The 26,008-nt window shown below is 70.3% G+C and carries 23 protein-coding genes; 14 read left to right on the forward strand and 9 right to left on the reverse strand.

Annotation, left to right across the window (positions count from 1 at the left end):
• Both VKT83_18580 and VKT83_18585 read left to right on the forward strand, forming a co-directional pair.
• Positions 1-2,097, forward strand: a complete 2,097-nt coding sequence (locus VKT83_18580) for an ATP-binding cassette domain-containing protein (protein ID HLY24478.1) — start codon at positions 1-3, stop codon at positions 2,095-2,097.
• A complete protein-coding gene (locus VKT83_18585) occupies positions 2,051-2,800 on the forward strand; it encodes an ABC transporter ATP-binding protein (GenBank protein ID HLY24479.1) in 750 nt (249 codons plus the stop codon). Before VKT83_18580 ends, VKT83_18585 begins: the two co-directional genes overlap by 47 nt.
• On the opposite strand, the gene VKT83_18590 is transcribed toward VKT83_18585, so the two are convergent.
• The gene (locus VKT83_18590) at positions 2,797-3,912 is read right to left on the reverse strand and encodes a zinc-binding dehydrogenase (protein ID HLY24480.1); all 1,116 of its coding nucleotides are present in this window, start codon (positions 3,910-3,912) and stop codon (positions 2,797-2,799) included. The two genes, VKT83_18585 and VKT83_18590, sit on opposite strands and share 4 nt — an antisense overlap.
• Before the next feature lie 133 nt (positions 3,913-4,045).
• Between VKT83_18590 and dnaG the strand changes: the two genes are divergently transcribed.
• Both dnaG and rpoD read left to right on the forward strand, forming a co-directional pair.
• Positions 4,046-5,851 (forward strand): DNA primase, encoded by a 1,806-nt coding sequence (gene dnaG / locus VKT83_18595; GenBank protein HLY24481.1) that lies wholly within the window; start codon positions 4,046-4,048, stop codon positions 5,849-5,851.
• Between the two features lie 55 nt (positions 5,852-5,906).
• Positions 5,907-6,995 carry an RNA polymerase sigma factor RpoD gene (gene rpoD, locus VKT83_18600; protein HLY24482.1) on the forward strand — a complete coding sequence of 363 codons (1,089 nt, stop codon included), beginning with the start codon at positions 5,907-5,909 and terminating at the stop codon, positions 6,993-6,995.
• A gap of 173 nt (positions 6,996-7,168) precedes the next feature.
• On the opposite strand, the gene VKT83_18605 is transcribed toward rpoD, so the two are convergent.
• Positions 7,169-8,569, reverse strand: a complete 1,401-nt coding sequence (locus tag VKT83_18605; protein HLY24483.1) for an FAD-binding oxidoreductase — start codon at positions 8,567-8,569, stop codon at positions 7,169-7,171.
• Positions 8,570-8,722: 153 nt separating this feature from the next.
• On the opposite strand from VKT83_18605, the gene VKT83_18610 reads away from it, so the two are divergent.
• Positions 8,723-9,418, forward strand: a complete 696-nt coding sequence (locus tag VKT83_18610) for a helix-turn-helix domain-containing protein (GenBank protein HLY24484.1) — start codon at positions 8,723-8,725, stop codon at positions 9,416-9,418.
• Between the two features lie 32 nt (positions 9,419-9,450).
• On the opposite strand, the gene VKT83_18615 is transcribed toward VKT83_18610, so the two are convergent.
• Positions 9,451-10,032 carry a DUF5666 domain-containing protein gene (locus tag VKT83_18615; GenBank protein ID HLY24485.1) on the reverse strand — a complete coding sequence of 194 codons (582 nt, stop codon included), beginning with the start codon at positions 10,030-10,032 and terminating at the stop codon, positions 9,451-9,453.
• Between the two features lie 122 nt (positions 10,033-10,154).
• Here VKT83_18615 and VKT83_18620 point away from each other — a divergent pair, with 122 nt between their 5' ends.
• Entirely contained in the window at positions 10,155-11,219 is a 1,065-nt protein-coding gene (locus VKT83_18620) for an Ldh family oxidoreductase (protein ID HLY24486.1), read from the forward strand.
• 11 nt (positions 11,220-11,230) lie between these two features.
• Here the strand turns inward: VKT83_18620 and VKT83_18625 are convergent, their stop codons facing one another.
• On the reverse strand, positions 11,231-11,578 hold the full coding sequence (locus VKT83_18625; GenBank protein ID HLY24487.1) for a cupin domain-containing protein: 348 nt from the start codon (positions 11,576-11,578) through the stop codon (positions 11,231-11,233).
• Positions 11,579-11,619: 41 nt separating this feature from the next.
• Positions 11,620-13,530, reverse strand: a complete 1,911-nt coding sequence (locus tag VKT83_18630; GenBank protein HLY24488.1) for an alpha/beta fold hydrolase — start codon at positions 13,528-13,530, stop codon at positions 11,620-11,622.
• A 50-nt stretch (positions 13,531-13,580) separates the two neighbouring features.
• On the opposite strand from VKT83_18630, the gene VKT83_18635 reads away from it, so the two are divergent.
• The 3 genes from VKT83_18635 to VKT83_18645 all read left to right on the forward strand — a co-directional run bounded on the left by VKT83_18635 (position 13,581) and on the right by VKT83_18645 (position 17,390).
• Positions 13,581-14,843 (forward strand): MFS transporter, encoded by a 1,263-nt coding sequence (locus VKT83_18635; protein ID HLY24489.1) that lies wholly within the window; start codon positions 13,581-13,583, stop codon positions 14,841-14,843.
• Between the two features lie 100 nt (positions 14,844-14,943).
• The gene (ahcY, locus tag VKT83_18640; protein ID HLY24490.1) at positions 14,944-16,200 is read left to right on the forward strand and encodes an adenosylhomocysteinase; all 1,257 of its coding nucleotides are present in this window, start codon (positions 14,944-14,946) and stop codon (positions 16,198-16,200) included.
• Complete coding sequence (locus VKT83_18645) at positions 16,200-17,390, forward strand: pyridoxal phosphate-dependent aminotransferase (GenBank protein HLY24491.1); 1,191 nt, start codon at positions 16,200-16,202, stop codon at positions 17,388-17,390. The genes ahcY and VKT83_18645 overlap by 1 nt, the downstream gene beginning before the upstream one ends.
• Positions 17,391-17,399: 9 nt before the next feature.
• Here the strand turns inward: VKT83_18645 and VKT83_18650 are convergent, their stop codons facing one another.
• From VKT83_18650 to VKT83_18660, 3 genes are read right to left on the reverse strand one after another with little or no spacing between them, the layout of a single operon-like run.
• Positions 17,400-17,747 carry a gamma-glutamylcyclotransferase family protein gene (locus VKT83_18650; GenBank protein ID HLY24492.1) on the reverse strand — a complete coding sequence of 116 codons (348 nt, stop codon included), beginning with the start codon at positions 17,745-17,747 and terminating at the stop codon, positions 17,400-17,402.
• Positions 17,747-18,334, reverse strand: coding sequence for a helix-turn-helix transcriptional regulator (locus tag VKT83_18655; protein HLY24493.1), 588 nt, complete (start codon positions 18,332-18,334; stop codon positions 17,747-17,749). Before VKT83_18655 ends, VKT83_18650 begins: the two co-directional genes overlap by 1 nt.
• A 28-nt stretch (positions 18,335-18,362) precedes the next feature.
• Positions 18,363-18,842, reverse strand: a complete 480-nt coding sequence (locus tag VKT83_18660) for a helix-turn-helix domain-containing protein (GenBank protein ID HLY24494.1) — start codon at positions 18,840-18,842, stop codon at positions 18,363-18,365.
• A gap of 87 nt (positions 18,843-18,929) precedes the next feature.
• Here VKT83_18660 and VKT83_18665 point away from each other — a divergent pair, with 87 nt between their 5' ends.
• Positions 18,930-19,928: a proline racemase family protein gene (locus VKT83_18665; protein ID HLY24495.1), complete on the forward strand. Its 999-nt coding sequence runs from the start codon at positions 18,930-18,932 to the stop codon at positions 19,926-19,928.
• A gap of 14 nt (positions 19,929-19,942) precedes the next feature.
• Here VKT83_18665 and VKT83_18670 read toward each other — a convergent pair whose 3' ends face one another.
• The gene (locus tag VKT83_18670; GenBank protein ID HLY24496.1) at positions 19,943-20,569 is read right to left on the reverse strand and encodes a hypothetical protein; all 627 of its coding nucleotides are present in this window, start codon (positions 20,567-20,569) and stop codon (positions 19,943-19,945) included.
• Between the two features lie 91 nt (positions 20,570-20,660).
• Here VKT83_18670 and VKT83_18675 point away from each other — a divergent pair, with 91 nt between their 5' ends.
• The 4 genes from VKT83_18675 to secA all read left to right on the forward strand — a co-directional run bounded on the left by VKT83_18675 (position 20,661) and on the right by secA (position 25,961).
• Positions 20,661-21,446: a transporter substrate-binding domain-containing protein gene (locus VKT83_18675; protein HLY24497.1), complete on the forward strand. Its 786-nt coding sequence runs from the start codon at positions 20,661-20,663 to the stop codon at positions 21,444-21,446.
• Between the two features lie 124 nt (positions 21,447-21,570).
• Positions 21,571-22,227, forward strand: coding sequence for a hypothetical protein (locus VKT83_18680; GenBank protein HLY24498.1), 657 nt, complete (start codon positions 21,571-21,573; stop codon positions 22,225-22,227).
• 44 nt (positions 22,228-22,271) lie between these two features.
• On the forward strand, positions 22,272-23,048 hold the full coding sequence (locus tag VKT83_18685) for a polysaccharide deacetylase family protein (GenBank protein ID HLY24499.1): 777 nt from the start codon (positions 22,272-22,274) through the stop codon (positions 23,046-23,048).
• Positions 23,049-23,216: 168 nt separating this feature from the next.
• A complete protein-coding gene (gene secA, locus VKT83_18690; protein ID HLY24500.1) occupies positions 23,217-25,961 on the forward strand; it encodes a preprotein translocase subunit SecA in 2,745 nt (914 codons plus the stop codon).
• Positions 25,962-26,008: the final 47 nt, after the last annotated feature.

Genomic DNA, 26,008 nt, shown 5'->3' on the forward strand with positions numbered 1-26,008 from the left:
GTGGCTGACGTCTCGCCGGCTGAAGTCTCGTCCCTCCACACGATCGACGGGGAGCCGCAGGTCGCGCCGCCCCCGACGCAGACGCCGGCGTGGCGGGCGATCGCCGCCCCGGTCCTCCGGCCGTTCGAACGGATCCCCGCGGCCGCCCGGGCGCGCCTCGCCGGGGTGCTTTTGCTGGCCGCGGCGCTGGCGTTCCCGGTGCTGCACTCCAACGGCGGCGATGTGGACGCCGCGACGAACGCGCTGTGTTTTGCCGCGCTCGCGCTCGGCCTCAACATCGTGGTCGGCTTCGCCGGCCTGCTGGATCTCGGCTACGCCGCGTTCTTTGCGATCGGCGCGTACACGTACGGCATCCTGGCGTCCGGCCAGCTGCACCCGCTGTGGACCCCGGCCTGGCAGCCGCTCGCGTGGCTCGGCCTCGTCGGCCGGTTCCACCTCGAAGGTGTGCCGGACGTCGTGCAGTTCCAGTTCTCCTTCTGGTATATGTTGCCCGGGGCGGCGATCGTCGCCGCGTTCTTCGGCCTGCTGTTCGGCGCCCCGACGCTGCGGTTGAAGGGCGACTACCTCGCGATCGTGACGCTGGGGTTCGGGGAGATCGTGCCGATCGTCGTCCGCAACGAGCAGAAGCTGACGAACGGCGCGATGGGGCTGAACGGGGTGCTTGCGCCGACGGCGTTCGGCCACAACTTCGGCGTCAACGCAACCCCGTACTACTACGTCGCGGTTGCGATGATCGTGCTCCTCATGTTTGTGAGTTACCGCCTCAAGGCGTCCCGTGTCGGCCGCGCCTGGATGGCGATTCGCGAGGACGAGATCGCCGCCGGGGCGATGGGCGTCAACCGCACGCGTCTCAAGCTGCTGGCCTTCGCGACCGGCGCGGGGTTCGGCGGCATGACCGGCACGCTGTACATCGCCAAGCTGCAGACCGCGACGCCGGACATGTTCCAGTTCCCGGTGTCCGTGATGATCCTCGTCATGATCGTGCTCGGCGGGATGGGCAGCGTCCCGGGCGTGGTCCTGGGCGCCCTGCTGCTGCAGTTGCTGCAGTCGTGGTTCCTCCAGGACCTGACGCAGTGGCTGCACGCCCTGGGTCGCCTGACCGGGATCGTCTCGCTCCAGCACGTCGAGCTGGCGCAGACGATCGAACTGCTCTTCGGCATCATCCTCGTGACAATGATGCTGTACCGCCGCCAGGGGCTGATTCCGGCGTCCAGAACGACCGCGCCGCTCTCGATGGAGGAGCAGGCGGCGGCGCCGACGCGCGGCGGCATCGGGATCTCGCTCAGCCGGCTGGCGCGGACGAAGGTGCCGGAGAACACGCCGCTCCTGGAGACGCGCGGGCTGACGAAGCGTTTCGGCGGGATCACCGCGGTGCGCGGCGTCGATCTCGTGGTCCCGCCGCACTCTATCGTCGGCCTGATCGGGCCGAACGGCTCCGGCAAGACGACTTTCTTCAACCTTGTGACCGGGCTCGACACTCCGGATTCCGGCCGTATTCTGTTCGCCGGGCGCGACGCCACGGGGCTCCCGGCGCACGCGGTCGTCGAGCGCGGCATCGCGCGTACGTTCCAGTCGCTGCGCCTGTTTCCGGACATGACAGTCCTCGAGAACGTCCTCGTCGGCATGCACGCCTGGACGCATGCCAACGCGCTGGGCGCCGTGCTGCACACGGCCGCCGTCCGCACGGAGGAGCGCGAGTCGGTCGAATGGGCGATGGAGGTCTTGAAAATCTTCGGCAACCGGCTCGCGCCGCGGGTGAACCATCTCGCGAGCAGCCTCTCCTACGCCAACCGGCGGCGGCTGGAGATCGCCCGCGCGATCGCGGCGCGTCCGGCGCTGCTGCTGCTCGACGAGCCGACCGCGGGCATGAACCCCGCGGAGACGCTCGAGTTGGCCGACCAGATTCGCAGCCTGAAGGACATGGGTCTTACCGTGCTGTTGATCGAGCACAAGTTGAACGTCGTCAACACGATTTCGGACAAGGTCGCCGTGCTGGACTACGGCGAGAAGATCGCCGAAGGCACCGCGGAGGAGGTCCATCGGAACCCCGATGTCATCCGAGCCTATCTCGGCCGGACGTCCGCTGCTCGAGTTTAAGGACGTCGACACCTACTACGGGGAGCTCCATGCCCTGAAGCGGGTCAATTACGAGATCGGCGTCGGCGAGATCGTCTGCCTGCTCGGCGGCAACGCGTCCGGCAAGTCGACGACAATGAAGACCGTGCTGGGGCTCGTGCGGCCGACGCGCGGCACCGTCATCTACCGCGGCGAGCAGATCTCCCGGCTCTCAACCGCGGAGCGCGTCCGCCGCGGCATCGCCCCGGTGCCGGAGGCCCGCCGCCTGTTTCCGCGGATGACGGTCTTCGAGAACCTCGAGATGGGCGCGTTCACCCGCACCGACCCGGCCGGCATCGCGGAAGACCTCGACCGCGTCTACGCGCTCTTCCCGCGCGTGAAGGAACGCCGCACCCAGCTGGCCGGCACGCTCTCCGGCGGCGAGCAGCAGATGGTGGCGATCGGCCGCGCGCTCATGGCCCGGCCGCAGCTGCTCTGCATGGACGAGCCGTCGATGGGGCTCTCGCCGGCCTTCGTCGAGCAGGTCTTCGATATCATCCAGATGATCAACAAACAGGGGACGTCGATCTTCGTCGTCGAGCAGAACGCGAACATGGCGCTCAGCATCGCGCACCGCGGCTACGTGCTGCAGACCGGCCAGGTCGTGCTGTCGGGCACCGCGAAGAGCCTGCGCGAGAACGAGATGATCCGGCAGGCCTACCTCGGAGAGATCAAGACCGCCTAGCCTATCTCCACAATTGCCCGGCCGACGATCTCACCCCGGTTGAGCGCGTCGTATGCTCGGGGTGCGTCCGCGAGGGTATAGCGCCGCGAGATCGTGCGCGCCGGATCGATCACGCCGCCCTCCGCCAGCCGCAAAAGCGCCGGCACGTCCGTGCGAACCCGGCCGCCGTACGACCCGATGAGCCGGATCCCGCGGCGAACGAGACGGGTAATCTCGATCGGCGCCGCGGTCGTGCCGGGCGCGATCCCGACGATCACGGCGCGTCCGCCGTCGCACACCGCGCCGAACGCCTGGACCACCGTCTCCGGCCGGCCGAGCGCCTCGAACGCGACATCGACGCCGCGCCCCTTCGTGTATTCGAGGATCGCGGCGGAGGCGTCCACGCGCGCCGCGTTGATCGTGTGCGTGGCGCCGACCGCCCGCGCGGCCTCGAGTTTGTCATCCCGCACGTCGACCGCGATGATCGCGGACGCCCCGAAGGCCGCGGCCAGCTGAATGATGTTCGAGCCGACGCCGCCGGTCGCGACGACGGCGGCGGTCTCTCCCGGGAGCAGGGCGGCCTGGTGGCGCACCGCGCCGTAGGCCGTCATGAGCGCGCAGCCGATGATGCACGAATCGGCGAGCGGCAGCCTCTCCGGCAGCGGAAACACGTCGGTGGCGGGGACGACCGCGTAGTCGGCGAGTCCCCCCATGCTGTACATGGCCAGCGGCGAGCCGTCGGCGCGGGCGAGGCGGCTCGTCCCATCGTAGAGCGTGCCGCGGAGGCGGTTCATCGCGAAGAACGTCTCGCACAGATCGTCGCGTCCCTGCGCGCACCACGCGCACGTGCCGCACGGCATGATAAAGCTGCACACGACGGGCATCCCTTCGATGAGGCGGGGGCCGCCGCCGGGCGCGGTGTCCGTCCCCACCGCCGCCACGGTGCCGGATATCTCGTGGCCGAGCACCGCGGGCGTCGGGAACTTCACCTCGCCCTTGATGACGTGCAGGTCGGTGTGGCAGACGCCGCACGCGGCCACCCGTATCAGGACCTCGCCGGCGTGGGGACGCGGCGCCGGGATGTCCTCGATCACGAGCGGAGCATGCACCTCGGAGAGCACCGCGGCGCGCATTGGACTCCTACTGTTCGGTGTGGATGAGAGGACCGCCTCCGCCGAATGGAGAATTATGCAGAAGACAATTCCAGCGTGGCGGGCGCGGCCTTATCTGCTTCACCGATAAGGCCCTTTTTCGCGGGTGCGTGAGATGGCCGGACGGTCACGAGAGGTCACAGACGAGATCCGCCGGCGCATCAGCATTCTCGACGTCGTGTCCGCGCACGTCACGCTCAAGCGGTCGGGCCGGCGGTACACGGGCCTCTGCCCGTTTCACTCCGAGAAAACCCCGTCGTTCACGGTGAACCCCGAACTCGGGTTCTTCTACTGCTTCGGGTGCCACGCCGGCGGGGACGTGTTCGATTTCGTGATGCGCATGGGCGGCGTGGCGTTTCCCGACGCGCTGACAGAGCTCGCCGGCCGGGCCGGGATCCGGCTCGAGCGGACGGTCGAGGAAGAGCGGCAGGGCGGCGAGCGGGAACGTCTGCTCCGCACGGTGGCCGAGGCCGCGGCGTACTACCGCGCGCAGCTGGCGGCCGAGGCGGGCGGGCCCGCGCGGCGTTATCTGGCGGAGCGGGGCGTGGACGCGGCGGCGACCGAGGCGTTCCGGCTCGGGTACGCGCCCGCGGGGTGGGACGGACTTCTTCGGGCCCTGCGGACCCGCGGCTTCGACGGCGCGGCGCTCGAGCAGGCGGGGCTGGCGGTGGCGCGCACCGGAAGCGACCCCGCGCGCGGGCCGGCCGGGCACTACGACGCGCTGCGGCAGCGCCTCGTCTTTCCGATCCACGATCTGCAGGGCCGGCCGGTCGCCTTCGGCGGCCGCGCGCTCGACGACGCGACGCCGAAGTATCTGAACACGCGCGAGACCGCGCTGTTTGCGAAAGGGCGCACGCTCTACGCGCTCGACACCGCCCGCGCGGCGATCCGGGAGAGCGGCGAGGCCGTCGTGGTAGAAGGGTACATGGATGCGCTGGCGTGCCACCAGTTCGGCATCACGAACGCGGTCGCCTCGTTGGGCACGGCGCTCACGCAGGACCAAGTCCTGCTGTTGAAGCGCTTCGTGGGCCGCGCCGTTCTGGTCTACGACGCGGACGCCTCCGGCATGGACGCGGCGGAGCGGGGCCTCGGGATCTTCGAGCAGGCGGAGCTGCCCGTGCGGGTGGCCGTCCTGCCCGGTGGGGCCGATCCGGACGAGTTCTTGCGGAAAAAGGGTGTTGAGGCCTTCCGGGCGGTGTTGGCTGGGGCGCGGTCGGTGTTCGACTACCGGTTCGCGATGGCGTCGGCCCGGCACGACGGCAGAACGGTGGAAGGAAAGGTGGGAATTGTTGACGAAATGAGTCAGTTAATCATTATAGCACCGAATCCGGTCCGGCAGTCCGAGTACGTCCGGCTGCTGGCGGAGCGCCTGGGCGTCCGTGAAGACGCTATCAGAGGACAGTTCCGCCGTCTCGCGAAGGATCGTGAAGACACGAGGCGGCCGGCCGCCACGCCCCGGAAGGTTCCGGAGGCGGACGGCCGGATCGGAGCGGAGGCGCTGCTTCTCCATCTCCTGGTGGCCGATGCGTCGGTGCGGGCGGGTGTCCGCAACCTGCTCGACGCGAACGGATTTCGCGAGCCGGTTCATCACCTACTTGCGCAGGCGCTCCTCGATCCGGAGGCGGAGGGTATCGAACCCGGCCGGCTTCGCGAACGGCTGCGGGATGACCGCGCGATCTCGCTGTTGAGCCGGTTTTTGATCGAGGAGCCGCCGGTGCGCGGGGATGCGCGCCGCGTCGCGGAGGGGTGCCTCCGGACCATGCGGCTTGTTGAAGTTGAGGAGCGGATCGACCGCCTGACGGCGGCGCACGCGGAAGCGGTGCGCGGCCGCGACGACCACCGCCGGGACGAGCTCGCGGCGGAGCTGCTCGAAGCACGCAAGGAAAAGGAACGCATCAGGGAGTTGAAGGTCAGTGTCTAAACCGCGTCGCGCACACGTCACCGCCGAATCGGAGGCCGCTACGACGAAGCGCCGGCTGGAGGCCGAAAAGGCCCTGGCCACGCTGCCGGCCGAAATGCGCCAGCTCGTCGAGCAGGGCCGCCGCCGCGGCTACGTGACTTACGAGGAGATCCAGGAGGCGGTGCCGCAGGTCGAGCACACCCTGGACGAGTACGACCGCATCTACGGGATGCTCGGCGATCTCGAGATCAAGGTCGTCGACGATCCCAAGGAGGCCGAGAAAGAGAAAGAGGAAGAAGAGGCGGAGCCGGTCGAGCTCGAGCCGCTCGAAGGGGTCAGCATCGACGACCCCGTCCGGATGTACCTCAAGGAAATCGGCAAGGTGCCGCTGCTCTCCTCCGCGGACGAGGTCAAGCTGGCCAAGCGGATGGAGCGCGGCGACGAGGACGCGAAGCGCCGCCTGATCGAAGCGAACCTCCGGCTCGTCGTCAGCATCGCGAAGAAGTATGTGGGCCGCGGTATGCTCTTCCTCGACCTCATCCAGGAAGGCAACCTCGGCCTGATCCGCGCCGTGGAGAAGTTCGACTGGCGCAAGGGCTACAAGTTCAGCACGTACGCGACGTGGTGGATCCGGCAGGCGATCACCCGCGCCCTCGCGGACCAGGCGCGGACGATCCGCATTCCGGTCCACATGGTCGAGACGATCAACAAGCTGATCCGCATCTCCCGGCAGCTGCTGCAAGAGTACGGCCGCGAGCCGACCCCGGAAGAGATCGGTCACGTCATGAAGATGCCGACCGAGCGGGTGCGGGAGATCATCAAGATCGCGCAGGAGCCGATCTCGCTCGAGACGCCGATCGGCGAGGAAGAGGACAGCCACCTCGGCGACTTCATCGAGGACCAGGATGCGCTGGCCCCGGCCGAGGCCGCGTCGTTCACGATGCTCAAGGAGCAGCTGGAGGGCGTGCTGGATACCCTCACGCCCCGCGAGCGGAAGGTGCTCAAGCTGCGCTTCGGGCTCGACGACGGACGCCCGCGCACGCTGGAAGAGGTGGGCCGTGAGTTCGGCGTGACGCGGGAACGGATCCGTCAGATCGAGGCGAAGGCCCTCCGCAAGCTGCGGCATCCGAGCCGGAGCAAACGGCTGAAAGACTTTATCGAATAGACCGCATATATCGGTAGGTGCGCGCCCGGTTCGCGGACCAGTCGGCAACTGCCGAACGGCCGCTCGCCCGGCGCGCACCTACCATCACAGTGCGCCCCTCGATCAATTTCTCATCCGGTAGCCGACAGCACACCAAACCGCGGGCACACCGCGGGGCCTCCGCATCGCCGCCCTTACTGGCTGCGGGGCGCGATGTTTTTGTTCATGCGGAAGAAGTTCGTGGGATCCCATTTGGTCTTGATCTCGATCAGACGGTCGTAGTTCGCGCCATAGGCGTTGCGAACGCGGTCGTCGCCTTCGTCCTCGGTCTGAAAATTGATGTAGGTGCCGCCGGTGGAAAAGCGGCGCATATCGCGCCAGGCCGCGCGCGCCCACTCCACGTTGGCGGCGTCGTCCTCCGGCCGCTCCCAGGACGCGGTGATGTTGAGGGCGACGCGCGCGCTCCGATTGCCCACCGCCGAGTGATCTTCCGGCAGCCGCTGCACCGCGCCGTCCACCGGAAAGAGGATGACGGCGGAGTGGGGCGACGGCAACCGTCCCGCGTGCTCGATGGCCTTTGCCACTAGATCGCTCGATACTGCCGGCAGATATTCGGACTTCCAGTAGTACCGGCGGCCTTTCGGCTGCGTCGCGTCGAGCAGGCTCTGCTGGGTGACATATGGGCGGCGCTGCACGATGTCGCCGATCGGTTTGCCGAACGACTTGATCGGCGCCACGGCCTTCTCGCCGTCCGCGACGGGGCCGGAGTGGCAGACCACGAGCACGATGACCGGCTGACCGTGCACGTCTTTCGGCAGCCATGGAGCCGGCGGGGCCTTCCGCAGAATGGCCACACAGGTCAGCTCCGGCGGGGCCTGCTCGCGGAACGTCCGGTACATCTCGAGCACCTCGGGCGCCGCATCGGCGCGCCACGCGATGGCGCCGGCGACGATCTCGGGCCCGACCGGGTACAGCCGGTACTCGAAGTTCGTCACCACGCCGAAGTTGCCGCCGCCGCCCCTGAGTCCCCAGAACAGGTCGGGATTTTCCTCTTCGCTCGCCCGCACGACGCGCCCGCCTGCCGTCACCACCGTCATCGAGCGCACCGTGTCCGAGGTCCAGCCGAACCGGCGCGTGAGATAGCCGAAGCCGCCGCCGAGCGTCAGGCCGGCCGTGCCCGTCGCCGAGACGAATCCGAGCGCCGCGGCAAGGCCCTGGAGCTGCGTCTCGCAGTCTACGTCCCCAAGGAGGCAGCCGGGCTGGACCTGCGCCGTTCGGGCGGCCGGATCGACCCAGACCCCGCGCATCGACGACATGTCGAGCATGAGGCCGCCGTCGGATGCGGCAAGACCGGCGATGTTGTGGCCGCCGCCTTTGATCGTCAGGGCGATCTTCTGCTCGCGGGCGAACTGGATGGACGTCACGACGTCGGCCGTGCCGAGGCAGCGAACGACCGCCGCCGGCCGACGGTCAATCATCGCATTCCAGAGCGACCGCGATTCATCATAACCGGCATCCGTGGGCAGCAGCAGTAGGCCGCGCAGACGCGCTTTCAGATTGCTGAGGGCCGTTGCATCAATGCCGGACTCGGCCATGGTCGGGGCCTCCCCTCCGTGGTCGCCGTCGTCGCGCGACGGCGCGGCTTGTCGTCCGCCGGTCTCGCAATCCGAGTCTACGCCGGGCGGCCGCTCCTGAGAAGTTCAGAAAAAGGACTGGGCGCCGGGCAGCGCGTATGGCAGAGTCCAGGCATGGGGACGTACGGACAGTACTGTCCGATCGCCAAGGGCGCCGAAATTCTGGCCGAGCGCTGGACGCCCTTGATTATTAGGGACGTCATGCTGGGCGCGCATCGGTTCAACGACATCGAACGGGGGTTGCCCGGCATCTCCCGTTCCTTGCTCGCGGGCCGGCTGCGACAGCTGATCCGGTCCGGCGTGATCGAGCGACGCGCGGGCGAGGGCGGCGGGCGCGCGGAGTACCATCTCACGCTGGCTGGGCGGGAACTCGGTCAGGTGGTCGACCGGCTCGGCGAGTGGGCGGCCCGCTGGGCCTTCCGCGATCCCGATCCGGAGGACCGGGATCCCGTGCTGCTGATGTGGTGGATGCACGGGCGCATCAACCGTGATCTACTTCCGCCGCGCCGTGTCGTCGTTCGGTTCGACTTTCGGCGTGCCACGAAGCGGTGCATCTGGCTGGTGCTGGAACGGAGCGACGTGTCCGTCTGCCCGACGGATCCCGGATTCGACACGGATCTTGTGGTGACGACGGACATCGGCGATCTGTACCGAGTTTGGCTGGGCCGGATCACGTTCGGGCGGGCCGTCGAGGACGGGCTCATCGAGATGGACGGTCCGCCCGCCCTCGCGCGCGCCTTTCCGCGCTGGCTGCAGTTGAGCCCGCTGGCCGGAGCGGTACAGGCGGCCGCGAGGAGTTCGGCCGGGTAAAGGGCCGGCGCGACCGGCGCTCGTGGGTCGCCTTACTCGATCGTGACCGAGGACGCGGTGATGACGCCGTACCCGTCATTGTCACCGCGGACCGTGACGTGCTCGCCGGCCTTCAGGTCGGCGACTTTGCCGAGCAGGATGCGGCGGATCGGCGTGCCGGCGGGCACGACGATCGACGTGTTTTGGTCCTGGTAGCTCAGCTTGAGCGTACGGCCCGACTTGCCCTCCACGATGCTGGTCACGTTCATGTTCGTCATGATGTTGCCGGACTCCATCGGCCACTGGCCCTTGCGCGCGCTCGGCATCGCGTCGAGGATGGTCATCGACACCGCGGTGAGCGTGCCGTCGGCGGCCTTGCTGGCGGTGATCGCCAAAAAGGTCCCGACCTTCACGTCGGCGAGCGTGGCCGGCAGCCGGCGTATGACCCGCGTCTGGTTCGTCAACACGACCGTGGTGCTGCCCATTTTCGTCGCGATGGTCGCGGACGTGGGCGTGGCGTTCGCGATCGTGCCCTCGACCGTGGTCGTGGATTGCGCCGCGGCGCTCAGCGCACCCCCGGCGATCGCCGCGACGGCGAGCGCGGCCGCGAACGCGCGGACTCGAGACGATGTCATCAAGGATCCCTCCCAGGTCACAACTGTCTTGCGATCTTGGCATCTCCGTCTCGTCTATCCTTCCGGCGTTTCGTACATGTTACAATCGGTGGCGCAGATTCGTGGAGCGAGGTGATCGCCGCATGCCCGGCCGGTTCACGCCCGATGCCCTGACCACGCTCGGCGCGAAGATTTTTGCGGCCCTCGGCGCCCCGGACGACATCGCGCGCATCGTCGCCGGGTCGCTCGTGGACGCCAACCTCACCGGGCACGACTCCCACGGGGTGCTGCGGATCCCGCAGTACGCGCAGCGAATCCGCGACGGCCTGGTCCGGCCCGCGGTGCGGCCCAAGCTGATTGAAGCGCGGCAGGCGGTCGGCATGGTCAGCGGCGAGTGGGGGTTCGGTCAGCTCGCCGGCCGCCTGGCGATGGCCGAGGCCGTGCGCCGTGCGCGGGAGTTCGGGGTCGGCGCCGTCGGGGTGGTGCGGTGCAACCACTTCGGCCGGATGGGCGAGTACATGGAGCGTGCGGCCGACCAGGGCTGCGTCGGGCTTGTGTGGGTCGGGGGCCTGGGCCAGCGCGCGGCGGTGCCGCACGGCGGCAGCCGTCCGACGCTCGGCACGAACCCGATCGCGGTCGGCTTTCCCGTGGAGGGCGAGCATCCCGTCGTGATGGATTTCGCGACGACCGCCGTCGCGGCGGGGAAGATCATGGTGGCCCGCGCGAGACACCTGCCGCTTCCGCCCAACTGCATCGTCGACAAGGACGGAAATCCGACGACGGACGTGGAGGACTACTACGCGGGCGGCGCGCTGCTGCCGGCCGCGGCGCACAAGGGCTTCGGCCTATCGGTCGCGGCGGAGCTGCTCGGCCAGGCGCTGACGGGCGCCGACGCGATTCGCGACGCGCCCGGGACAGCGGCAGAGCCCGTGCACCGCAATTCGGGCGCGCTGTTCATGGCGATCGATCCGGGGACGATGCGTCCGGCGGATGAGGCGAAGGCGCAGGCGCGCCGGATTGTGGACCGGATCCGCGGGATCCCGCCCGCGTCCGGCGTGGACCGCGTGCGAACCCCGGGCCAGCCGGAAGTCGAATCACGCCGCGAGCGCTCGGCCGGCTTCGAACTGCCGGACGATACGTGGCGCGCGATCGCCGAGTGCGCGCGCAGCGTGGGCCTTCGCGACGAGGATCTGCCCGCGCCGATCTAGCCGCACGCCGTTCAGGCCGGCGGCCACACCTCGAAGAATACGGGCGTCCGGTCCGCGCCCGCCTGGATGCGGTAGAGGACCATGCGCGTCAGACTCATGACCTGATGAGCCTCTCCGGCCGGGAACAATACGGTCCCGCCCGCGCCGAGCCGGTGCTCGGCGCGTCCGTCGCGGAAGACGCCTTCACCCCGCAGGACGTGGTAGATCTCATCCGCCCCGGGATGCGCATGAATCGGCGACACCTGCTCGGGCTCCCAACACGCGATGCTGATGCCGCACCGCGGTGAGGCGGCCAGCGTCTTCTGCATGTGGTGCGTGGGCGAGAACTCTTCCGCCTGCGTCAGATCGAGGATCCGCATCGGCCGCCGCCTCCCCGCACGAAGTGTAGCGTGACGACGCGTCACCGCGCCGCCGGTGCGCCCAGGTGGCGGCGCAAGAACTCCGCCGTCCGCCGGTGCGCGTCGATCTCGTTCTCGCGCCGCCGGAAGCCGTGGCCTTCGTCAGGATAGATCTGCAGCTCCGCGACCCCGCCGTTGGCCCGAACCGCGCGGGCGATTTGCTCCGCCTCGTCCGCCGGACACCGCACGTCGTTGGCACCGGCGAGCACGAGGAGCGGCGCCCGGATGCGGTCGGCAAAGAAGATCGGGGACCGGTCGCGCCAGAGCTCCGCGTCGTCGACCGGATCGCCCATTCGCGCGCGATCGGAGTCGCGCAGGGTTTGGTCCTCGTGTTCGTATTCCGTGAACCAGTTCGCAAACGGCACGATCGCGACCCCGGCCGCCCAGCGGTCCGGATGCTTCGTGAGCGCCATCAATGTCAGGTAGCCGCCGTACGATCCGCCCATGACGGCGACGCGGCGCGGATCGACGTAGCCGGAGGCGGCGATGGTCCCGGCCGCGGCGACGACGTCGCGCAGGTCGCCGCCCCCCATGTCCCGCATGTTGGCCTCTTCGAACGCGCGGCCGAATCCGGTCGACCCGCGGTAGTTGGGGGCGATGACCGCGAAGCCGTGGGAGACGAGGTACTGCACGAGCGGTACCCAGCCGTTCATGTGCTGCGCGGCGGGGCCGCCGTGCACGTAGACGATGGCGGGCGCGGCGCGATCGGGCCGCGCGCCCCGCGGAAGGTACACGAACGCCGAGATCGGCGTGCCGTCGAACGACGGATAGGTGACGAGGCTCGGCCGGACAAAATCGTCCGCGGCGAGGCCGCCGACGAGCGAGCGGCTCACCTGGACGGGCGGCGCGTCCGCGCCGCCCCGCTCACGCGGGACTGGCCGGCGAGATGCGCCGGCGTCGTCGCATACCCACAACTCGAACGGCGACGTCGCGGCGCCGTGAAGCAGGGCGAGCGAGCTTCCGTCGGGGGAGAACGCGGCGTCGGCCACCATCCCCGGCGGCAGCGCGAGCGTCCTCGCGCCGCCGTCCGGCGCGCGCAGCACCACCGCGTGCGTTCCGCCCTCGTTGCGCGCGCAGACGTATCGATCGCCGCCCGGCGCGACGTCCAGCAGCTCGACGTCCCACTCGCCGGCGTCGAGCCACGTGACCGCGGCCGTGGCGGCGTCGACGCGGGCGATGCCGTAGGTGCCGTGCGGCGTCGCGTTGGACGAGACGAGCAGCGCCCGGCCGTCGCCCGTCCACCCGAGCGCCTGATGATCGGCCGTCTCGTCGATCGGAAGCAGCGTCCGCTCCTCTTTGGTGGCCAGATCGAGCACGCCGACGCCTCCGTGGGCGTAGTCCCAGGTCCGCGTCACCGCGAGCCGGCGCCCGTCCGGACTCCAGCGCACGGTGGTGCACTGGCCGCCGTCATGGCCGCCGACACGCTCAACGTCGGCGCCGTCCGGCGCGAGCCGGTAGACGTCGTAGACGCCGGACGCGGCGCGCTCCGCGGCGAACGCAAGCGATCGACCGTCCGGCGACCACCGCATGCTGCGATAGGCGACGCCCTCGGTCGTGGTGATCGGCCGCGGACGGCCGTGGGGGAGGGGCTGGAGGAAGAGGTTCGGCTTTTCGTTGCCGCCCCGATCCTGCGTGAACAACAGCCACCGGCCGTCGGGCGACGGGCGCGCGAGCGCCGTGCGCTCGTCGGACACGGTCAGCTGGACCGGCCAGCCGCCGCGGCGAGGCACCTGCCAGATGTTGAAGCGTCCCGTGACGTTCGTTTCGAAGAAGAGTCCCCCGCCGTTCGCGGACCACTGGACCCCCGCGATCCGCCGGGTGAAGAACAACGTCTCGAGGTCGAGCGGCGCGCCGCGCGGGGGCGGCGGGGTGAGCGGTTCACTGTGCAGACGGGCGGCAGGCGTCGGAATCATGCCGTCGACTTCTTGCCCGGCCCGCGTGCCTTCCTGGTACCGTAGAGGACATGGCGACGCTCCCCCGGACCGCTCCCGACGCCGGCGTCGCGCCCGGCCGCTGGGGCGCCTTGGCGCTGATCGCGGCGGCGCAGATCGGCGCGATGAGCACCTGGTTCAGCGCGGCCGCGGTGGGGCCGTCCCTGGCACGGGATTGGGGGCTCGCGACCGCGCAACTCGCGCTGCTGACCGTGGGTGTGCAACTTGGGTTTGTCGCCGGCGCGCTCGGCCTCGCCGTGAGCGGGCTCAGCGACGTACTGTCGGCACGGACGGTGTTCGTCGCGTCCGCGGCCGGCGCCGCGGCGGCCAACGCGCTGCTGCCGCTCGCGGCGGGACGTCTGCTGCCCGCGGTGTGTCTGCGGATCGCGCTGGGGGTGCTGCTCGCGGGCGTGTATCCGACCGGGATGAAGCTCATGGCCGGCTGGTTTCGGGAGGGCCGCGGGCTCGCGATCGGAACGCTGGTCGGGGCGCTGACCCTCGGATCGGCGCTGCCGCATCTCATCGCCGCGCAGGCGGTCGGGGCCTTGCCCTGGCAGGCGGTCATCGCCGCGACCAGCGCCGGGGCGGTGCTCTCGGCGATGATCGTGGCCGGCTTTGTGCGGCCGGGCCCGTTCGATGCGCCCGCGGCCGCCCTCGACCTTCGCTGGGCCTTGCGTGCCCTCCGCGATCCGGCGCTGCGGCTCGCCAACTTCGGCTACTTCGGCCACATGTGGGAATTGTACGCGATGTGGACCTGGATCCCGGCGTTCCTCGTCGGGAGCTTCCAGGCGTCGGGCGGTCTCGGCGACGCGGACGCGGTGCGCCGCGCGGCCGGCCTCGCGGCATTTGCCGTCATCGGACTCGGTGCGGGCGGCTGCATCGCGGGCGGACTGATGGCGGACCGGATCGGGCGGACGGTGACGACCGCGGGCGCGATGGCGCTCAGCGGAGCCTGTGCGCTGGCCGCGGGTTTCCTGTTCGGCCGGGCCCCCGCGCTCGTCGTCGCGGTCGCGGCGGCCTGGGGGGTGACGGTGATCGCGGATTCCGCGCAGTTCTCCGCGGCAATCAGCGAGCTCGCCGATCCGCGCCGGGTCGGCAGCGCGCTTGCCCTGCAGACGTCGCTCGGGTTTCTTCTGACCGCGGTGAGCATCCAGCTTCTTCCGTTCGTCCTTCGCGCCGGCGGGTGGCGGCTCGCGTTTGCCGTGCTGAGCGTGGGACCGGCGCTGGGCTGCGTCGCGATGCTGAGGCTGCGCGCGCGGCCGGAGGCCGCGCGGCTCGCCGCGGGGCGCCGCTAAGGCCAGGGACCGCGCGCGGTTGTCGTCGAAGAGGTCGCAGCGCTACAATGCTTGGGTCTCCGGCGCCGTTGCGGGGTCGGGGTGCCGGGAGGTACACGGAGTGAACGCAGACATCAAGGACCCCGGCCTGGCGAAGGCCGGCTGGGATCGTATCGCGTGGGCCGACGGCGAGATGCCGGTGTTGAGAGCGATCCGCGAGCGCTTCACGCGCGAGCGGCCGCTCGCGGGGACGCGGATCGCCGCCTGCCTGCACGTCACCACCGAGACCGCGAATCTGATGCGCACGCTGCACGACGGCGGCGCGCAGGTGGCGCTGTGCGCCAGCAATCCGCTCTCTACGCAGGACGATGTGGCCGCGGCGCTCGTATCGGAGTGGCATCTACCGGTGTTCGCCCGCCGCGGCGAGGACCGCGACACGTACTACCGCCACATCAACCAGACGCTGGATACCAAGCCGAACTTCACGATGGACGACGGCGCGGATCTCGTCTCTACCATCCATAACTCGCGGCCGGAGCTGCTGCGCGAGGTCCGCGGCGGCAGCGAGGAGACGACGACCGGGGTGATCCGCCTGCGCAGCATGGCCAAGGCGGGCGTGCTCAAGTATCCGATCGTCGCGGTGAACGACGCGCTGACGAAGCACCTGTTCGACAACCGCTACGGGACCGGCCAATCGACCCTTGACGGACTCCTGCGCGCCACCAACCTGCTGCTCGCCGGCCGCTTGGTCGCGATCGCCGGCTACGGCAACTGCGGCCGCGGGCTCGCCCTGCGGGCGCGCGGGATGGGCGCCCAGGTCATCGTGACGGAGGTCGATCCGGTGCGCGCGCTCGAGGCGCACATGGACGGCCATCGGGTGCTGCCGATGCTGGACGCGGTGCGCGTCGCCGACGTGGTCCTCACCGTGACCGGCAACACGTCGATCGTCCGCCGCGAGCACTTCGAGGTGATGAAGGACCGGGCGATCGTTGCGAACTCGGGGCACTTCGACGTCGAGCTCGATCTCGCCGCGCTCGCGGATCTCGCGGAGTCCCGCCGGTCCGTTCGGCCGAACGTCGAGGAGTTTCGGCTGCGGGACGGCCGCCGGATCTACGTCCTGGCCGAAGGGCGCCTCTTGAACCTGGCCGCGGCGGAGGGGCACCCGGCCGCGGTGATGGACATGAGCTTCGCCAACCAGGCCCTCGTGATGGAGTATCTAGCCAAGCGCGGCGGCACGCTCAGCCCCGACGTCTACGGCGTGCCGGCCGAGATCGACCAGCAGGTCGCGACGCTCAAGCTCGGCGCCGCCGGCGTGGCGATCGACGCGCTGACGCCCGAGCAGTCGCGGTACCTGGCGAGCTGGCAGGAGGGCACTTGATGCCCGGCGCCCCGTTCGCGGACCGGATGGCTCAGCTCGGCACAGAGACGGCGTTCGAGGTGCTGGCGCGCGCCCGCGCGCTCGAAGCGCAGGGGCGCTCGATCATTCACCTCGAGATCGGCGAGCCTGACTTCGACACCCCGGAGCACATCAAGGACGCGGCGATCAAGGCGCTGCGCGACGGCTACACCCATTACACACCGGCGGCCGGGATTCTGGAAGCGCGCGAGGCGATCGCGGAGGACGTCGCCGCGTCGCGCGGCATTCCCGTGCACCCGGACCAGGTCGTCATCACCCCGGGCGCCAAGCCGGTGATGTTCTTTACGATGCTCGCGCTGCTCAACCCCGGCGACGAGGTCATCTTCCCGGATCCCGGGTTTCCGATCTACGAGTCGGTGGCGCGGTTTCTCGGGGCGCGGACGGTGCCGTGGGTGCTGCGCGAGGAGCGCGAGTTTCGCGCGGACCCGGAGGAGCTGCGCGCGCTGATCACCCCGCGCACGCGGCTCATCATTCTCAACTCGCCGCACAACCCCACCGCGGGCGTGCTCTCCCGCGCGGACCTCGAGGCGATCGCGGGCATGGTGCGCGGCCGGCCGATCACCGTGCTGTCGGACGAGATCTACGGACGGATCCTCTACGGCGCACAGTTCGCGAGCATCGCGTCGGTGCCGGGGATGGCCGACCAGACGGTAATTCTGGACGGCCTCAGCAAGACATACGCGATGACGGGATGGCGCATCGGGTACGGCGTCGCGCCCCGCGAGGTGACCGCGCGTCTCGTGCAGCTGATGGTCAACTCCAACTCCTGCACCGCCGCGTCCACACAGATGGCCGCGATCGCGGCGCTGCGCGGGGATCAGGGCTGCGTGGAGCGGATGGTCACGGAGTTTCGCCGGCGCCGGGACGTGATCGTGAAGGGGCTCCGCGCGCTGCCCGGCGTCGGCTGTCTCGTGCCGGCCGGCGCCTTCTACGCTTTCCCGAACGTCCGCGCGATCGATCCGGATGGGGGGGCGCTCGCGGCGCACCTGCTGAACGACGCCGGCGTGGCGGTGCTCGCCGGGACGGCGTTCGGCGCCCACGGCGGGGGATATCTGCGGTTGAGCTACGCGAATTCCGTCGAGGCGATTACCGAGGCGCTGTCGCGGATGCGCGCGGCGCTGGAGCGCTACACGCCCAAGGCCACGGCCTGATCTCCCGTCCTACCGGCGGTCCGCGCGTGGCGTCCCCGCGCCGGCCTGCACCGGCACGTAGGCATAGGCATCGACCGCGCGGCCGTCGCTCGTCTGCACCCGCACGGTGACGCGCCGGTACTCCGGGCCCTCGTAGGCGTCGAGCGCGGCGAGGGCCGTCTGGTCGACGCCGTCGAGGAGCCGCCCGTCTACGCTCGCGCCGGCCAGCGGATGCACGATGGGATAGCCGATCGACGCGTCCAGCGTGCGGCAGTAGCCCTCCAGCACCGCCGGCTGCCACGGCAGCCGGCGTCCGAGCAGCCGCTCGACGAGGTGTTCGTCCCGCAGGGTGCCGTAGGCGAAGAGGCGCGAGGTCATCAGGCGCGGGCGCGCCGGTGCAGCCACTCCCGCAGCGCGCCGAGCGCCGCCTCCCACCCGAGACGGAACGCCTCCTGCGCGGCCGCCTCGCGCGACTCGTCGAGCGGCCGGGGCGGGGGCCCGGAATCGGCGCGCCGGCCGGCGGCGGCCAGGCGGGCCTTCGCGGTCTCCGCGGCTTCCTCGAAGCGCAGGTGCTCGAGCGCGGAGCGCAGTTCCTCGGGCGCGATGCCGCGGCCGACTTCCACGGGCAGATGTTCGAGGCGGTGCAGCAGCTCGAGGTGCCGCTGGACCGCCTTCGCGTCGGCGCCCTCGAACGTCTCGCGCAGGCGGTCGACCGGATCCTTCACCGGCCGGTCGCGGTAGCCGTCGATAAAGAACGCGGGCGGCTGATTCACCGCCTCGCACAGCCGCAGAAAGGTCTCGAATTTCGGCAGCGCCTTGCCGCGCTCCCAGTCGCCGACGGCCACGCCGCTGCGCAGCCCGAGCACGCGCGCGAGCTCGGTCTGGCTCAGGCCCGCGTCGCGCCGGGCGTCGTGCACGCGGCGGCCGAACGCGCGGCGGAGATCGGCGACGGTTCGCTTTTCCATGGGCCCATTATAACCAAGCAACGGGGGGTCAGAACAGCCGCTGCTGCTGGCGCGGCCGGTGCACGCGGCGCACCGCTTCGCGCGCCGCGTCGAACGTCATGCCTTCCACCGTCATCAGCCGGTGCACCATCTTGCCGCTGTGTCCGGGAAGAAACCGCGCGTCCGGCGCGGCGACATGCGCCCCGCACCCGCACAGACACGCGCCGCCCCGGCCGTTGAGCACGGCGCGGCCGTTGCCCGCGCCGCCGTGCCGGTGGCGCCGGATCCAGCGCCGCAGGTCCTCTTCCTCGACGCGCCACGCGCGTCCCACGCGCACCGACGGAAGATCGCCCCGCCGCAGGAGGCGCAGCACCACCGACGGCGACACGCGCAGTTCCGCGGCGACTTCTTCGGGCGTGAGGAAACCCGTCTGGCGCCGCGTCGATCCCGCGGCGGGTGAGACCGGCTTTGATTTCATCGTGGCCGGCGAGTCCGCCGCTAGGCGGCCCGCCGGCGGCCGGGTCGTCATCGTGCCATGTTGTTGGCCTCGGGCGCCACGTCTCCTTCCGACCCGGCGGCCGGAGGTCCCGCATCGGACGGAGCGAATCACGCAGCGATGCGCCGGACGATGCAGACGATCGACTGTCACGCCGCGGGCGAGCCGCTGCGGGTCGTGACCGCGGGCCTGCCGCCGCTGCGGGGCGACACGATTCTCGCCCGGCGCGCGTACATGGCGGAGCACTTCGACCACGTGCGGCGCTTCCTGATGTGGGAGCCGCGCGGACACGCGGACATGTACGGCTGCATCGTCACGCCGCCGGTCTCGCCGGGCGCGTTCTGCGGCGTGCTCTTCATGCACAACGAGGGTTACAGCACGATGTGCGGGCACGGGATCATCGGCCTCGTGACCGTGTTGATCGAGACGGGACAGCTGCCGGCCGCGGAGCGGGAGGTCTCGGTCGCGCTCGACACGCCCGCCGGACTCGTGCGCGCGCGGGCGTCGGTGGAAGGCGGCCGCGTCCGGGAGGTCACGATGCGGAACGTCGCGAGCTTCGTGCTGGACCGGCGCGTCGTGCCGGTCGACGGGCTCGGCGACGTCGCCGCGACCGTGGCCTACGGCGGCGCGTTCTACGCGCTCGTGGACGCGCCGCGCGCCGGGCTCGGTGCACGGCCCGGACCGCTCGGCCGGCTGGTCGAGGCCGCCGCGGCGATCAAAGGGGCCGTGCTCGGCGCCGGGACGATCGCGCATCCGATCGAAGCCGGCATTGACGGGCTCTACGGCGTCGTGATGGGCTGGCCGCCGCAGCGCCCGGGCGCGGATCAGACGAGCCTGACGGTGTTTGCCGACCGCGAAGTCGACCGGTCGCCCTGCGGCACCTGCACCTCGGCGGTGATGGCGGCGCGGTGGGCGGACGGGCGCCTGCCGCTCGGCGCGCCGTTCGTCAACGAGAGCCTAATCGGGACGCGGTTTTCGGGGCGGCTCGTCGAGGAAACGCGGATCGGCGCCCACCGCGCGGTGACCCCGGAGGTGAGCGGCGCCGCGTCGATTACCGGCTATCACACCTTCGTGCTCGACCCCGGCGACCCGCTGCCGGACGGATTTCTCCTGCGCTAGTCCCCAACCTCGCGCTACGGCGCGCCGGTCGCGGCCTGATACGCGCTGACGAGGCGCAGGTTTCCGTCCGCCTGCGTGATCGCCGCGGCGCGGATCGCCGGCGCCAGGTTGGCCACGCCCAGGGTGACGGCGGCGACGTATTCGCTGTGCGCGACGAAACTGGTGTCGGCCAGGCCCTTCGTGGCGATCGTCGCGGTGCCGAAGCCCTCGGTGGGCCCAACCATGCGGAACTCAAGACGCGCGCCGAGATACATGCCGGAAAACAGCAGCGTTGTCTGCCGGCGGTCGGTCGTCATGAGGATCAGGCCGCTCTTGACCGCGCCGGCCGCCGTCCTCAGCGAAAACTCACCGCCGCCCGCGCCCGCGCTCGCGCCCGGATGCAGGGTCACGGTGGCCGATTCGATCGCGAGCCCGCCGAGTGTGCCGCGGATCAGACTCGTATAGAGCAGATGCTTGTCCCCCCGGTCGTCTATCTGGTAGCCGGTCAAGACCGGAGGGATCTCAAGAGAGTAGTAGAGGGGGTACAGGAATGCGGCGCGCGCCGCTCGCGGCGACGCGGCCGCCCCGAGTGCAAGGGCGAGGCAGAGCACGACGGCCGCGGCGCGCCGCGGAGGCCGGCGGCGGAGAGGGGTGTGTATCATCGACGCACCGTTTGTTCGCGCCGCCGGGAACAAGACCCTTTCCGCCGCGGCCGCGCCGGCGCGGCCGCGTAGGCGTATAATCGGCACCACGATGGGCACACGCAGCCGCCTGATGATCGCCGCCGCCGTGTTTGCGGCGGCGGCCTGCGCGCCTCGGGCGGCGGTGCAGAGCACGCCGCCGCTGCCCGCGGCGCCGCATCCTGCCGTCGGGGGCCCGTCGGTGGCCGCGGTGCAGCGCAGCGGCCGCCTTCGGGTCGCCGCCGACCTTTCGGTTCCTCCGCTGGCGTTTCGCGACGCGTCGGGTCCCCGCGGGTTTGACGTGGATCTGGTCGGGCTGGTGGCCCGGGCGCTCGGCGTCCGCGTTGAGATCACCGATACGCCTGCCGCCGCGATGCGCGAGGCGTTTCCGCCGAACGCGGACCTCGCCGCCGGCGCGCTGTTCCACGGCATGACGCCGGGCGTCGCGACCGACCCGTACGGCGACGCCTCGCCGGCCATCGTCTGGGGCGGCAAGACGCCGGGAAGCGGCCTCACCGCGCTGCGCGGGAAGCGGGTCGCGGCCGCCCTCGGCAGTCCGGGAGAACGGCTGGCCCGCGACGCCGGCGCGACGCTCGTGACGACATATCTCACGGAGCAGAGCCTGGCGCTGGTCGCGGATGGGCGGGTCGACGCGGCAATCGCGGATGGACCGCAGGCGCTCGGGTTTGTTTCGGGAAGAGCCGGCCTGCGGACGTCCGCGGCCGGAGGCCCCGCGGTGCCCCTCGTGTTGATCGCGCGCCCGGACGCGGCGGACCTCGCCGCCTACGCGTCGGCGGTGATCCGCGAGTTGCGGTCGGGCGGCGGATTGCAGCAGTTGCGGCTCCGGTGGCATCTGTAGGCGACCGTCGCAACTCGGTGGGGAAGATTCTGCCGAGCGTCCGGAGGAGCGGCGAGGCCGGAGGGCGTACAGTAGCGCCAGACGCGGTCGCCCGGGCGGCGGCCGTCCGGAGAGGCGGGACGGTGTGGCGGAGCAGGTACGGGGAGAGACGCTCGCTCAGCGCGCGGAGGACATCATCCGCAGATTGCGCGGTGTGTCCGCCGTCCGCGTCGATCTGGCGCAGGGTGGGGTGATCGATCGCGTCCACGTGCTGGGCACGGCCGAGCGAAGCCCGCGTGTCATGGCCGCCGAGATCGTCGCCGCGCTGGCCGCGGAGCTCTCCGTTGAGATCGAGCAGAACCAGGTCCGGATTGCGACCAAGCGGTCCGAACAGCCGGATGCCGGCCAGCTCCCGCTCGCCCGCCTGAAGTTCGTCGGCATGACCGTGGCGACGCTGCACGCGACCGCCGAGGTGAAGATTCAGCTCGAGCACGACGGCGCGATCGTCGAGGGAACGGCCGCCGGGCCGAACGCCGCGGCGCACCGCCTGCAGCTCGTCGGCGCGGCGACGCTGCGGGCGGTCGAGGCGCACCTCCGCTCGCAGGGGCTGTTCCTCCTGGAGAGCGCCGCGATCGCCCCGCTCGGCGCGCGACAGGTCGCGCTGGCGGTCGTCGCGTGGCTCGGTCCCGAAGAGGACGTGCTCAGCGGGTCCTCGCTCGTGCGCGACGACCCGCGCGAAGCCGTCGTGCGCGCCGTGCTCGACGCGGTCAACCGTCCGGTTGCGTGGCTGAGTCCCCGCTGATCCCGGCTTCGCGGGACGGTACGGCCCGTCTGCGCTTCGATCCGATGACCGTCCATCGCCCGCACCTCATCCTGCTCGCGGCGGCGCTCGCCCTCGCGCTTGCGCCCACGCCGGCCATGCCCGCGGGATCCGGATCCGCGGGCTGGCGCGTTCCCATCCTGATGTATCACATGGTCGACACGGACGTGTCCGCGCGCGACCTGATCACACTGCACCTCACGGTGATGGCGCCCGCGTTCGAGGCGCAGCTCAAGCTGCTGCGGAGCGCGGGGTACCGGCCGCTCAGCCTCGACGACGTGTGGGCCGGCCTCAACGGCCGCACGCCGCCCGCGCGGGGGGCCGTCCTGACGTTTGACGACGGCTACGAGGACAACTACACGATTGCATTCCCTCTGCTGAGGAAATACGGCTGGACCGGCACATTCTTCGTGGTCACCTCGACGATCGGCACGCGCGGGCACATGACCAAGGCGCAGCTCGACGAGATGTCGCGGGCCGGCATGGCGATCGAATCCCACGGACAGCATCACATCGACTTCTCGCAGCTGCCGCTCGGCGCGGCGAGGACGGAGCTCAGTCAGAGCCGGCAGATCATCGCCGGATGGAGCGGGAAGCCGGTGGAGTTCTTCGCGTATCCGGCCGGGCGGTTCACGCCGGCGCTCGGACGCCTGCTCGGCGACCTGGGATACCACGCGGCCGTCACCGAGGTCCCCGGCTTCGCCACGTCCGCGAGCCGGCCGTTTGCGCTCGAGCGCGTCCGCGTGGATCACGACGACTCGCCGGCCGCGTTCGCCCGCAAGCTGAACATTCCGCTGCCCTAATACTCCGCCCGCGGGGCCGCCGCCGGGCACGAGGGCCCGCCAGAGCCGCCTCGCCGGGGAGTCGGCGCGGTCGATCCCGTCGTTTTCCCCAATGGGGCCGTGTGGTTGCACGACCGCTTATAATGGTAAGAAGATTCTGGGTTGCTCAGGTCCAGTGAGGAGTTCCGAATGCTGAAGCTGTTTCAGGGTCTGCTGGGGGATCACAGCGAGAAGATCGTCAAGCGCTTCCGTGACGATCTCGTCCCCCGGGTCAACGCGCTCGAGGCGGACTTCGCGGGCCTCGACGACGTCCGTCTCCGCGAGAAAATCGACGAACTGCGGGACCGGGCAAAGGGCGGAGAGTCCCTCGACGACCTCATGCCCGAGACGTTCGCGCTCGTGCGCGAGGCGGCCAAGCGGACGCTCGGCCAGCGCCACCACGACGTCCAGTTGATCGGCGGCGCCGTGCTGTTCAGCGGCAAGATCGCCGAGATGAAGACAGGCGAAGGCAAGACCCTCGTCGCGACGCTGCCGCTCGTGCTCAACGCGCTCGAAGGCCGCGGCGGGCACCTCGTCACGCCGAACGACTACCTGTCACGGATCGGCGCCGGGTGGATGGGGCCGATCTATCACCTGCTGGGCCTCCGGGTCGGCGTCATCACCCACGAGTTCGCCGGCCTCTACGACCCCTTGTTCACCGATCCGGCGCACGCGGACGAGCGCCTCAGGCACTTCCGGCCGGTGCCGCGCCGGGAGGCCTATCAGGCGGACATCACCTACGGCACCAACAACGAGTTCGGGTTCGACTATCTGCGCGACAACATGGTGCTCCGCCCCGAGGATCTCGCGCAGCGCGAGCTGCACTACGCGATCGTCGACGAGGTCGACTTCATCCTGATCGACGAGGCCCGCACGCCGCTCATCATCTCGGGCCAGGTGGAGCAGTCCGTCGACCTCTACTACAACTTCGCCAAGCTGATTCCACGGCTTGTCGTGGAGCGCGACTACCACGTCGACGAAAAACTCAAGACCGCCACGCTGACCGAAGAGGGCACGACCGCCTTCGAGGGGATGCTGCGGATCGACAACCTGACGGATCCACGCCACATCGAGCTGATGCACCACGCGCAGCAGGCGCTGCGCGCGCACACGCTCTACCACAAGGACGTCGAGTACGTCGTCAAAGACGGCCAAGTCATCATCGTCGACGAGTTCACGGGGCGTCTGATGTTCGGCCGCCGGTACAGCGACGGACTCCATCAGGCGATCGAGGCGAAAGAGGGCGTCAAGATCGAGAAAGAGAGCCAGACCCTCGCGACGATCACGTTCCAGAACTACTTCCGCATGTACCATAGGCTCGCCGGCATGACCGGCACGGCCAAGACGGAAGAGGCGGAGCTCACGCAGATCTACAACCTGCCCGTCGTGGCCATCCCGACCAACCGGCCGATGATCCGCGAAGATCAGGCCGACCTCGTCTACAAGCACGAGAAGGCGAAGGTCGCGGCGGTCGCCGACGAGATCGCGGAGAGCCACAGGAAGGGACGCCCCGTCCTCGTCGGCACGCGGTCCATCGAGAAGAGCGAGGCGCTCTCGGCGTTGCTGCGCCGGCGCGGCATTCCCCATCAGGTGCTGAACGCGAAGTACCACGAGAAGGAAGCGGAGATCATCGCCCAGGCCGGCCGGGCCGGGGCCGTCACGATCGCGACGAACATGGCGGGCCGCGGCGTGGACATCATCCTCGGCGGCAGCCCGCCGGATTCGCAGAGCGCGGACAAGGTCCGCGCGCTCGGCGGGCTGCACATCGTCGGCACGGAGCGGCACGAGGCCCGCCGGATCGACAACCAGCTGCGCGGCCGCGCGGGCCGGCAGGGCGATCCCGGGTCCTCCCGCTTCTACGTGGCGCTCGACGACGAGCTGATGCGCCTCTTCGCCGGCGAGCGGATTGCCGGCATCATGGAGCGCCTCGGCATCGAGGACGACGTGCCGATCGAGCACGGCCTCGTCACCCGGCAGATCGAGAACGCCCAGAAGAAGGTCGAATCGTATCACTTCGACGTCCGCAAGCATGTGCTCGAATACGACGACGTGATGAACGTGCAGCGGAGGGTGATCTACGCCGAACGGCGCAAGGTGCTGCACGGGGAGGCCCTGCGCGAGAACATCCTGGATTTCATCGAGCGCCTCGTAGCCCGCGTGGTCGAGACGGTCTGCTCCGGCGAGGTGCGGCCCGACGAGTGGGATCTCGACGGCCTGCTCGAGGACGTGCGCACGATTGTGCCGCTGCCGGCCGAGCTGACCGCGGAGTCGCTTCGCGGGTTGTCCGCGGACGAGATCCGGGAGCGGCTCGGCGACGCGGCGATGGGCGCCTACGAGGCGAAGGAGCAGTCGATCGGCCCGGAGACGATGCGGGAACTGGAGCGGCTCATCCTCCTCCAGACGATGGACCGCAAGTGGATCGACCACCTCTACGCGATGGACGCGCTGCGCGAGGGCATCGGGCTCCGCGCCTACGCCCAGGTGAGCCCGCTCATCGAGTATCAAAAGGAAGGGTTCGCGCTGTTCGAGCAGATGAAGGACGAGATCCAGGAAGAGACCGTCAAGTTCCTCTACCTGGTCGAAGTCCAGCCCGCTGCCGCCCCGGCGCTCGCCACGACCGGCCGGCCGGGCTACCGCGTGACCGCCGAGTCCGGCGGGTCGTCCGCGGCGCCGGGACCCGGCGACCGCCGCGCGCGGCCCACTGGGCAGGTGCCCGGCAACCCCGCCTTCGCCGGGCGGGACGGCGGACAGCCCGCGGGCGCCGCTCTCGCACCGATCCGCGTTGCCAAAGTCGGCCGCAACGATCCGTGTCCGTGCGGCAGCGGCAAAAAATTCAAGAAGTGTCACGGCGCTCCCAGCGCCGCGTCGCCGGCGGGCCAGTCCGGACGCGGATAGCCGGTCTTTCGGGGTAAAGATTCCTATGGTCGCGCGCCGACGGGCGG

The sequence above is a fragment of the bacterium genome, assembly GCA_035308905.1.
Classification (GTDB): domain Bacteria; phylum Sysuimicrobiota; class Sysuimicrobiia; order Sysuimicrobiales; family Segetimicrobiaceae; genus DASSJF01.

What these genes read in the sequence shown, in the direction of transcription:
- VKT83_18585 (HLY24479.1), top strand. Translation starts at nt 2,051, where the DNA reads ATGTCATCCGAGCCTATCTCGGCCGGACGTCCGCTGCTCGAGTTTAAG.
- VKT83_18590 (HLY24480.1), bottom strand. Translation starts at nt 3,912, where the DNA reads ATGCGCGCCGCGGTGCTCTCCGAGGTGCATGCTCCGCTCGTGATCGAG.
- dnaG (HLY24481.1), top strand. Translation starts at nt 4,046, where the DNA reads ATGGCCGGACGGTCACGAGAGGTCACAGACGAGATCCGCCGGCGCATC.
- VKT83_18605 (HLY24483.1), bottom strand. Translation starts at nt 8,569, where the DNA reads ATGGCCGAGTCCGGCATTGATGCAACGGCCCTCAGCAATCTGAAAGCG.
- VKT83_18610 (HLY24484.1), top strand. Translation starts at nt 8,723, where the DNA reads ATGGGGACGTACGGACAGTACTGTCCGATCGCCAAGGGCGCCGAAATT.
- VKT83_18615 (HLY24485.1), bottom strand. Translation starts at nt 10,032, where the DNA reads ATGACATCGTCTCGAGTCCGCGCGTTCGCGGCCGCGCTCGCCGTCGCG.
- VKT83_18620 (HLY24486.1), top strand. Translation starts at nt 10,155, where the DNA reads ATGCCCGGCCGGTTCACGCCCGATGCCCTGACCACGCTCGGCGCGAAG.
- VKT83_18625 (HLY24487.1), bottom strand. Translation starts at nt 11,578, where the DNA reads ATGCGGATCCTCGATCTGACGCAGGCGGAAGAGTTCTCGCCCACGCAC.
- VKT83_18630 (HLY24488.1), bottom strand. Translation starts at nt 13,530, where the DNA reads ATGATTCCGACGCCTGCCGCCCGTCTGCACAGTGAACCGCTCACCCCG.
- VKT83_18635 (HLY24489.1), top strand. Translation starts at nt 13,581, where the DNA reads ATGGCGACGCTCCCCCGGACCGCTCCCGACGCCGGCGTCGCGCCCGGC.
- VKT83_18645 (HLY24491.1), top strand. Translation starts at nt 16,200, where the DNA reads ATGCCCGGCGCCCCGTTCGCGGACCGGATGGCTCAGCTCGGCACAGAG.
- VKT83_18650 (HLY24492.1), bottom strand. Translation starts at nt 17,747, where the DNA reads ATGACCTCGCGCCTCTTCGCCTACGGCACCCTGCGGGACGAACACCTC.
- VKT83_18655 (HLY24493.1), bottom strand. Translation starts at nt 18,334, where the DNA reads ATGGAAAAGCGAACCGTCGCCGATCTCCGCCGCGCGTTCGGCCGCCGC.
- VKT83_18660 (HLY24494.1), bottom strand. Translation starts at nt 18,842, where the DNA reads ATGACGACCCGGCCGCCGGCGGGCCGCCTAGCGGCGGACTCGCCGGCC.
- VKT83_18665 (HLY24495.1), top strand. Translation starts at nt 18,930, where the DNA reads ATGCGCCGGACGATGCAGACGATCGACTGTCACGCCGCGGGCGAGCCG.
- VKT83_18670 (HLY24496.1), bottom strand. Translation starts at nt 20,569, where the DNA reads ATGATACACACCCCTCTCCGCCGCCGGCCTCCGCGGCGCGCCGCGGCC.
- VKT83_18675 (HLY24497.1), top strand. Translation starts at nt 20,661, where the DNA reads ATGGGCACACGCAGCCGCCTGATGATCGCCGCCGCCGTGTTTGCGGCG.
- VKT83_18685 (HLY24499.1), top strand. Translation starts at nt 22,272, where the DNA reads ATGACCGTCCATCGCCCGCACCTCATCCTGCTCGCGGCGGCGCTCGCC.
- secA (HLY24500.1), top strand. Translation starts at nt 23,217, where the DNA reads ATGCTGAAGCTGTTTCAGGGTCTGCTGGGGGATCACAGCGAGAAGATC.